This window comes from Kitasatospora sp. NPDC059803 (assembly GCF_042732255.1).
Classification (GTDB): domain Bacteria; phylum Actinomycetota; class Actinomycetes; order Streptomycetales; family Streptomycetaceae; genus Kitasatospora.
On sequence record NZ_JBHWIJ010000123.1, the window covers coordinates 14,883 to 22,900 of the forward strand.

Here is an 8,018-nt window from a genome sequence, read left to right on the forward strand (position 1 = left end):
GCCCCCCCGCCCCCGCCCTCGCTCACGGGGGTGTCTATCGCCCTATCCCACCCCACCCCCCGCCGCGCCCTTTTGCCCCGCGCCCCCCCCATTCTGTCGGTCGAGTTGGCTCAGGCCGCGGCCGGGAGCTCGTCGAGGCCTTCCTGGACGAGCTTGGCGAGGCGGTCCAGGGCGTCGTCGGCGTTGTCGGCGTCGGAGGCGAGGATGACCTCGTCGCCGCCCTGGGCGCCGAGGCCGAGCAGGCCGAGCATGGAGGCGGCGTTGACGGGGTTGCCGCCGGGCTTGGCGATGGTGATCGGCACGCCGGTGGCCGTGACGGCCCGGACGAAGACGGAGGCGGGACGGGCGTGCAGGCCCTCGGCCCAACCGATGGTGACGCGGCGCTCAGCCATGAGACGTGCCTTTCCGGTGAAGCTGGTTACGGCCGTGCTCGGGGAAGCGGCCATGTTGTCTAGACCAGTGTTGCACGCAGGCGGCCCCTGCGAGCCGCCGCGTTCGGGACTTGTGATTGTTTCTTTTCGGGGCATAAGGCCCGGCCAGCGGCCCTGCCCACCCTGCTGCCAGTGTGCGCCCGGCGCCATTCGGCTCGCTGCCGGATAACCTGACGAATGTGGACGACTCCGCAGTGGCGCAGCCCGAGCAGGACCCCGGTGACCGGGGGGAATCCGGACCGGATTACCCCCAGCACTGGGAGGCCGACATCCTGCTGCGGGACGGCGGTACGGCCCGTATCCGGCCGATCACGCCGGAGGACGCGGAGCGTCTGGTGGAGTTCTACGCACAGGTGTCGGACCAGTCCAAGTACTTCCGTTTCTTCGCCCCCTATCCCCGGTTGTCGGAGAAGGACGTCCGCCGTTTCACCCACCACGACTTCGTGGACCGGGTGGCGCTGGCGGTGGTGGTCCGGGACCGTTTCATCGCGACCGTCCGCTACGACCGGATCGACGCGCAGGGCCGTCCGTCCGAGGCCGGGACGGACGCCGAGGTGGCGTTCCTGGTGCAGGACGCCCATCAGGGCCGCGGGGTGGCGTCGGCGCTGCTGGAGCACGTCGCGGCGGTGGCGCAGGAGCGCGGGATCCGCCGGTTCCAGGCGGAGGTGCTGCCGGAGAACCGGAAGATGGTGAAGGTCTTCACCGATGCCGGCTACACGCAGCGCCGCAGTTTCACCGACGGTGTGGTGCACCTGGAGTTCGATCTTGAGCAGACGGACCGTTCGCTGGCGGTGATGCGGGCGCGCGAGCACCGGGCGGAGGCGAAGTCGGTGCAGCGGCTGCTGACCCCGCGGTCGGTGGCGGTGATCGGGGTGTCGCGCAATCCGCAGACGGTGGGCCGGGCGATCCTGCGGGACCTGCTGGGCAGTGCCGACGACACGCGCCCGGTGTACGCGGTGAACCGCAACGCCCCGCCGGGCACCGGGCTGGACGGCGTCCCGGTGCACCGTTCGGTTCTGGACATTCCCGGGCCGGTGGATCTCGCGGTGATCGCCGTCCCGGAGGGGGCCGTCCCGGCGGCTGTCGCCGAGTGCGGCGCGCACGGGGTGCAGGGCCTGGTGGTGGTGACCGCCGGGTACGCGGAGACCGGTCCGGAGGGCCGGGACCGCCAGCGCGCGCTGGTGCGCCAGGCGCGGGCGGCGGGGATGCGGGTGATCGGCCCGAACGCCTTCGGCTTGATCAACACCGATCCGGGCCGCCCGTTGAACGCCTCGCTGGCCCCGCAGCTGCCGGGCCGGGGCGGGTTCGGGATCTTCTGCCAGTCCGGCGCGATCGGGGTGGCCCTGCTGGAGTCGGCGCACCGCCGGGGCCTGGGGGTGTCCTCCTTCGCCTCGGTGGGCAACCGGTCGGACGTCTCCGGGAACGACTTCCTGCAGTACTGGGCGGAGGACGAGGCCACCGAGGTGGTGCTGCTCTACCTGGAGTCCTTCGGCAACCCGCGCAAGTTCACCCGGATCGCGCGCCGGCTGGCCGCGGTGAAGCCGGTCGTGGTGGTGAAGGGCGCCCGGCACACCGGCAGCCTGCCGCCGGGCCACGCGGTGCCGGCGACCGCGACGGGGCTGCGTGACGCGACGGTGGACGCGCTGTTCGAGCAGGCGGGCGTGATCAGGGTGGAGACGATCACCGAGCTGTACGACACCGGGGAGCTGCTGGCCCTGCAGCCGCTGCCGCCGGGGGACCGGGTCGCGGTGGTCGGCAACTCGGACTCGCTGGGTCTGCTGACCTACGACGCCTGCCTGAGCGCGGGCCTGCGGCCGCGCACGCCGGTGGACCTGACCACGGCCGCGACGGGCGAGAACTTCCGGATCGCGCTGGACGTGGCGCTGGCCGATCCGGCGGTGGACGCGGTGATCGCGGTGGCGATCCCGCCGATCGGCACGTCCGCGCACGCCTTCATGGGCGGCCGGCTGACCGGTCCGGACGATCCGGAGATGGGTTCGGACGATCCGGAGATCGCCGAAGCACTGCTCGAAGCCAGCGGAAGGGCAAGGGAGTTGGGCAAGCCGCTGGTGCTCGCCCATCTGGCGTTGACCGATCTGCCGGTCCGGCTGCGCCCGGGGGGCGTGCCGGCGTTCGCGGCGCCGGAGCGGGCGGTGCGGGCGCTGGCGCATGCGGTGCACTACGCGCAGTGGCGGCGCCGGACGGCCGAGGCGGAGGAGACGGCCCGGGTGCCCGAGCTGGACCGGATCGACGAGCCGGGCGCCCGGGCGCTGGTCGAGGCGGCGTTGAGCACCCGGACGGCGGTTGCCGCGCGGACGCAGCCGGGCGGCGCCCGGATCACCCTGCCGGACGCGGGGGCCCGTGAGCTGCTGGCGCGCTACGGCATCGACGTCTTCCCGGCGCTGCCGGCGCCGGACGAGGAGGCGGCCGTGCGGGCCGCGGCGACACTCGGCTATCCGGTGGCGTTGAAGGCCACCGCCCCGCATCTGCGCCACCGCCCGGACCTGGGCAGCGTGCGGCTGGACCTGACCGGCGAGCCCGGGCTGCGCCGGGCGCACCGCGAGCTGGACGCGCTGCTGGGCGGTGCGGCGCAGGCGGAGCTGGTGGTGCAGCGGCTGGCGCCGCGCGGGGTGGACACCGTGATCGGTGCCACGGTGGATCCGGCGGTCGGCGCGATCCTGTCGTTCGGCCTGGCGGGGGCGCCCGCCGAGCTGCTGGGCGACGTGGCGCACCGCTTGGTCCCGGCGACCGACCAGGAGGTGGCCGGGCTGGTCCGGGAGGTGCGGGCGGCGCCCCTGCTGTTCGGTTGGCGGGGTGCGGAGGCGGTGGACACCGGCGCGTTGGAGGAGTTGCTGCTGCGGGTGTCGCAGTTGGTGGACGACGTGCCGGAGATCGCCTCGGTGGATCTCGAACCGGTGGTCGTGGCCCCGTACGGGCTGGCGATCCTGGGGGCGCGGGTGCGGATCGCGCCGCTGCCCGTCCGTAGCGATCTGGGCCCGCGCGCGATGAGCAGCCTGTAACCTTCCTTGGTTGCGCCTGCCTGTGGGCGCTGTTGTCCGAAGCTCGGCGCCGTGCCGCCCGCTTCGTCGGCGGACCATGCCAGGATGGAGTTATGGCGAAGACCGGTACCACCAGCACTCAGGACCTGCGCTCGGCGATCGAGCGCAGCGGTTACTACCCGGCCCTGGTGTCCGAGGCGGTCGAGGCCGCGGTGGGCCCGGAGCCGATCAGCTCCTACCTGGTGCACCAGGAGACGACCTTCGACGCCAACGAGGTGCGTCGGCACGTGACGGTGCTGGTGCTGACCCCGACGCGGTTCGTGGTGAGCCACACCGACGAGCAGTCGGGGGACGCGGGCAGTCCGGCGGTGCCGTTCGCGACGACGTCGACGGAGAGTGTCCGGCTGGACCGGATCGGTTCGGTCGTGCTGAGCCGGATGGTCGCGAACCCGGAGACGTACACGCCGGGGACGCTGCCGCGCGAGGTGGTGCTGACGATCGGCTGGGGTGCGGTGCAGCGGCTGGACCTGGAGCCCGCGGGCTGTTCGGACCCGAACTGCGAGGCTGACCACGGCTACACGGGTTCGGCGACGGCTGACGATCTCTCACTGCGGGTGAGCGAGGCCGGTGACGGCCCGGAGACGGTGGCCCAGGCACTGGTGTTCGCCCGCGCGCTCTCCGACGCGACGATCAGCAACGGCCCGCGGGTCTGAGCGCCGCCGCCTTCGACTGCTACGAATCCGGTTTCATGTCCTTCGCACCTTCCGGCGGCTTCGACGCCTTCGAGATCCTCGACCCGGCCGCGGCTCCCGCGCCCCCGTACGGCAGCGGTTCGCTCTGCGACCTGTTGCCCTCGGTGGCGGCGGGCCTGGGCGTTCCGGGTTTCACCGCGACCCTGCCGATCGCCCCGGCGGACCGGGTGGTGGTGTTCCTGGTGGACGGCCTGGGCTGGGAGCTGCTGCTGCGGCACCCGGAGTACGCGCCGTTCCTGTCCTCGCTGGCCGGGAGTTCGATGGGTGGTTCGGGCCGCCCGCTGACCGCCGGTTTCCCGTCGACCACGGCGACCTCGCTGGCCTCGGTCGGCACCGGCACCCCGCCGGGGCTGCACGGTCTGGCCGGGTACACGGTCGCGGTGCCGGGCGCCGGTTATCTGATGAACCAGCTGCGTTGGCAGCCGCACACCGACCCGCACGTCTGGCAGCCGTACCCGACGGTCTTCGAGCGGACGGACGCCGCCGGGGTGGCGACCGCGCAGGTGTCCTCCCCGCTGTTCTCGCAGACGCCGCTGACCAGGGTGGCGCTGTCCGGCGGAACCTTCCTGGGCCGGACCACGGGCGAGGAGCGGATGGACCTGGCGGCCTCCTGGCTGGCCGAGCACGACCGGGCGCTGGTCTACACGTACGTCAGCGAGCTGGACGGTGCGGGCCACCGCTTCGGGGTGGACTCGGACGAGTGGCGGATGACCCTGGACGCGGTGGACCGGCTGGCCCGTCGGCTGGCCGAGCGGCTGCCGCCGCGGTCGGCGATGTACGTGACCGCCGACCACGGCATGATCGACATCGCGCCGGAGGACCGGATCGACTTCGACGAGGACTGGGAGCTGGGCGCCGGAGTGGCCCTGCTGGGCGGCGAGGGCCGGGCCCGGCACGTGTACGCGGTGCCCGGTGCGGCGGCCGACGTGTTCGCGGTCTGGAGCGAGGTGCTGGGCGACCGGATGTGGGTGGCCACCCGGGACCAGGCGATCGCGGCGGGCTGGTTCGGTCCGGTCGTGGACGAGCGGGTGTACGGGCGGATCGGCGACGTGGTGGCCGCGGCGCGGGACGACATCGCGATCACCGCCTCCCGCAACGAGCCGGGCGAGTCCGCGATGATCGGTCTGCACGGTTCGATGACCCCGGTCGAGCAGTTCGTGCCGCTGCTCGAAGTTCGCGGCTGAGCCAGGTCCTTGACTCTTCTGTGCCCGAACTCCCCTGATGTGAAAGGCCTTTGCTCCACCCATGGCTGAACTGGTGTTCTTCTCGGGCACGATGGACTGCGGCAAGTCGACGCTGGCGCTGCAGATGGACCACAACCACTCCGCCCGCGGCCGGCAGGGACTCATCCTGACCCGCCACGACCGGGCCGGTGCGGCGACCATCTCCAGCCGGCTGGGCCTGCGGGCGGACGCGGTCGAGGTGACGGACGACTTCGACTTCCACGCGTACGTGGTGCACCGGCTCTCGGCGGGCGGCCGGGTGGACTACCTGATCTGCGACGAGGCGCAGTTCTTCGCCGCCGAGCAGGTCGACCAGTTGGCCCGGGTGGTGGACGAACTCGACATCGACGCCTACACGTTCGGGATCACCACGGACTTCCGCACCCGGCTGTTCCCCGGCTCCCAGCGGCTGATCGAGCTGGCCGACCGGGTGGAGGTGCTCCAGGTCGAGGCGCTGTGCTGGTGCGGTGCGCGGGCGACGCACAACGCCCGGACGGTGGGCGGGGTGATGGTGGTCGAGGGCGCCCAGGTGGTGGTCGGCGACATCTCGGTGAACGAGGACGAGGTCGGGTACGAGGTGCTCTGCCGCCGGCACCACCGCCGTCGGCTGACCGCCGCGACGGCCCGGGCCTCGGTGCTCTCCCCGGACGTGCTGCCCTTCGAGCAGCAGGTCTGAGTCCTGTCCTGGGCGCGCTAGCGGAGTTCCAGCACCGAGAAGTGCCCGCCCTGCGGGTCGGACAGCCGGGCGGCGCGGCCGCGGGCGGTGTCGTGCGGTGGGACCAGGACGCGGCCGCCGAGTCCGACGGCGTGCCGGGCGGTGGCGTCGGCGTCGCGGACGGCGAAGTGGACCCGCCAGCGGGGCGGATGGCCGCGCAGTTCGGCGCGGTGCCGGATGCCGGCGACCGGTTGCCCGTGCACGAGTAGCGCGGACTCGTCGTCGGCGTGCCGGACGGGGCGGTCGAGTACGGCGGTGTAGAAGGCGACGGCGCCGTCGGTGTCGGGGGTGAGCAGTTCGGTCCAGGCCGGTCCGCCGGGTTCGGGCCCGGCCTCCCGGCCGGTGTGCTCCTCGCCCTGCCAGAGGCCGAAGACGGCGCCGGAGACGTCGGCGGCGATGGCCATCCGCCCGGCGCGTTCGGCCTGGAGCGGCCCGACGGCCACGGTTCCGCCGCAGGAGCGCACCAGTTGGGCGGTGTGGTCGGCGTCGTCGACGGCGAAGTAGGTGGTCCACTGCACCGGGAAGCCGGTGGCGGTGGAGACGCCGAGGCCGGCGACCGGTGCCCCGTCGAGTTCGGCGCGGACGTAGGCGCCGAGCTGGCCGGGGCCCGGGGTGTAGGTCCAGCCGAGCAGGTCGGCGTAGAACGCGCGGGCGCCGGCCAGGTCGTCGGTCAGCAGGCTGACCCAGCAGGGGGTGCCCTGGGCCAGTCGGAGTTCCACCGCGGGCAATGCGGGCCTCCTCATGGGTGGTTGGCGCAATGGGTGGTTGGCGCACGGAAATCCTCGCGCGCGAGGGTGATGCTTCCACTCTGGCGCGCGTCGAACCCTCGGGCCGCGCGGAAATTCCGGCAAAGAGCGCACAAAGAGCGGCGGGTTGGCGGCGCTGCGCGACAATGGCCGCCATGACCACCTACAACGACGGTTCCCCGCTGATCTCCGCGGCCGGGCTGGCGCAGGCGCTCGCCTCCGCGCGCCCGCCGGTGCTGTTGGACGTGCGCTACCGGCTGGTCGGTGCCGCGCAGTCCGGCCCGACCGCCGTCGAGGAGTACCGGGCCGGGCACCTGCCCGGCGCCCGCTTCGTCGATCTGGACCGGGACCTCGCGGCCCCGCCGGGCGCCCCCGGCCGGGGCGGCCGCCACCCGCTGCCGGACCCGGAGGAGTTCGGTGCGGCGATGCGCCGCCTGGGGGTGGACTCCGACCGCCCGGTGGTGGTGTACGACGGCGCGGCCTCGCTGGCGGCGGCCCGCGCCTGGTGGCTGCTGCGCTGGGCCGGGCACCGGGATGTCCGGGTGCTGGACGGCGGGTACGCGGCCTGGTCGGCGGCCGGACTGCCGGTGACGGCGGAGGTTCCGGCGCCGGCGGAGGGTGATTTCAAGCCGGTCCCGGGGCAGTTGCCCGTGGTGGACGCGGACGGCGCGGCGGCCTGGGCGCGCGGCGAGCTGCTGCTGGACGCCCGGGCGGGGGACCGCTACCGGGGCGAGAGCGAGCCGGTGGACCCGCGCGCCGGGCACATCCCGGGCGCGGTGTCGGCGCCGACGGCCGAGAACGTGGCGGCCGACGGGCGGTTCAGGTCGGCCGCGGAGCTGACGGCGCGGTTCCGTGCGCTGGGCGCGGGTGAGCGGGAGACGGCGGTGTACTGCGGCTCGGGGGTGACGGCGGCGCACCAGATCCTGGCGCTGGAGGTGGCGGGCCTGCCGGCGACGCTGTACCCGGGGTCGTGGAGCGAGTGGTCGAGCGACGAGGCCCGCCCGGTGGCGGTGACCGACCAGCCGGGCTGAGTCCGGGCGTGTGTCAGGGGCGGGAGGCCCGGCCGCCCCCCCCGGGGCGCTGGGGGGGTACACCGGCGTTGTGGCCCGGGTGCCGGCGTCCCGGGCGGCCCCCCTGGGCCCGGGGGGCCCG

General features: G+C 73.9%; 7 protein-coding genes. 5 read left to right on the forward strand and 2 right to left on the reverse strand.

The window, feature by feature from the left end:
• Positions 1–110: 110 nt before the first annotated feature.
• Positions 111–392 (reverse strand): HPr family phosphocarrier protein, encoded by a 282-nt coding sequence (locus tag ACFV6I_RS20530; RefSeq protein WP_063349373.1) that lies wholly within the window; start codon positions 390–392, stop codon positions 111–113.
• Positions 393–610: 218 nt separating this feature from the next.
• Between ACFV6I_RS20530 and ACFV6I_RS20535 the strand changes: the two genes are divergently transcribed.
• The 4 genes from ACFV6I_RS20535 to ACFV6I_RS20550 all read left to right on the forward strand — a co-directional run bounded on the left by ACFV6I_RS20535 (position 611) and on the right by ACFV6I_RS20550 (position 6,081).
• Positions 611–3,451 carry a GNAT family N-acetyltransferase gene (locus tag ACFV6I_RS20535; protein ID WP_380426793.1) on the forward strand — a complete coding sequence of 947 codons (2,841 nt, stop codon included), beginning with the start codon at positions 611–613 and terminating at the stop codon, positions 3,449–3,451.
• Between the two features lie 92 nt (positions 3,452–3,543).
• Positions 3,544–4,143: a DUF5998 family protein gene (locus ACFV6I_RS20540; protein WP_063349374.1), complete on the forward strand. Its 600-nt coding sequence runs from the start codon at positions 3,544–3,546 to the stop codon at positions 4,141–4,143.
• Between the two features lie 35 nt (positions 4,144–4,178).
• On the forward strand, positions 4,179–5,366 hold the full coding sequence (locus tag ACFV6I_RS20545) for an alkaline phosphatase family protein (RefSeq protein WP_063349375.1): 1,188 nt from the start codon (positions 4,179–4,181) through the stop codon (positions 5,364–5,366).
• A gap of 61 nt (positions 5,367–5,427) precedes the next feature.
• Positions 5,428–6,081, forward strand: coding sequence for a thymidine kinase (locus ACFV6I_RS20550; protein ID WP_063349376.1), 654 nt, complete (start codon positions 5,428–5,430; stop codon positions 6,079–6,081).
• Between the two features lie 17 nt (positions 6,082–6,098).
• On the opposite strand, the gene ACFV6I_RS20555 is transcribed toward ACFV6I_RS20550, so the two are convergent.
• The gene (locus ACFV6I_RS20555) at positions 6,099–6,839 is read right to left on the reverse strand and encodes a VOC family protein (protein ID WP_347878564.1); all 741 of its coding nucleotides are present in this window, start codon (positions 6,837–6,839) and stop codon (positions 6,099–6,101) included.
• Between the two features lie 182 nt (positions 6,840–7,021).
• On the opposite strand from ACFV6I_RS20555, the gene ACFV6I_RS20560 reads away from it, so the two are divergent.
• Positions 7,022–7,897, forward strand: a complete 876-nt coding sequence (locus tag ACFV6I_RS20560) for a sulfurtransferase (RefSeq protein WP_380426795.1) — start codon at positions 7,022–7,024, stop codon at positions 7,895–7,897.
• The last annotated feature ends 121 nt before the right edge of the window (positions 7,898–8,018 follow it).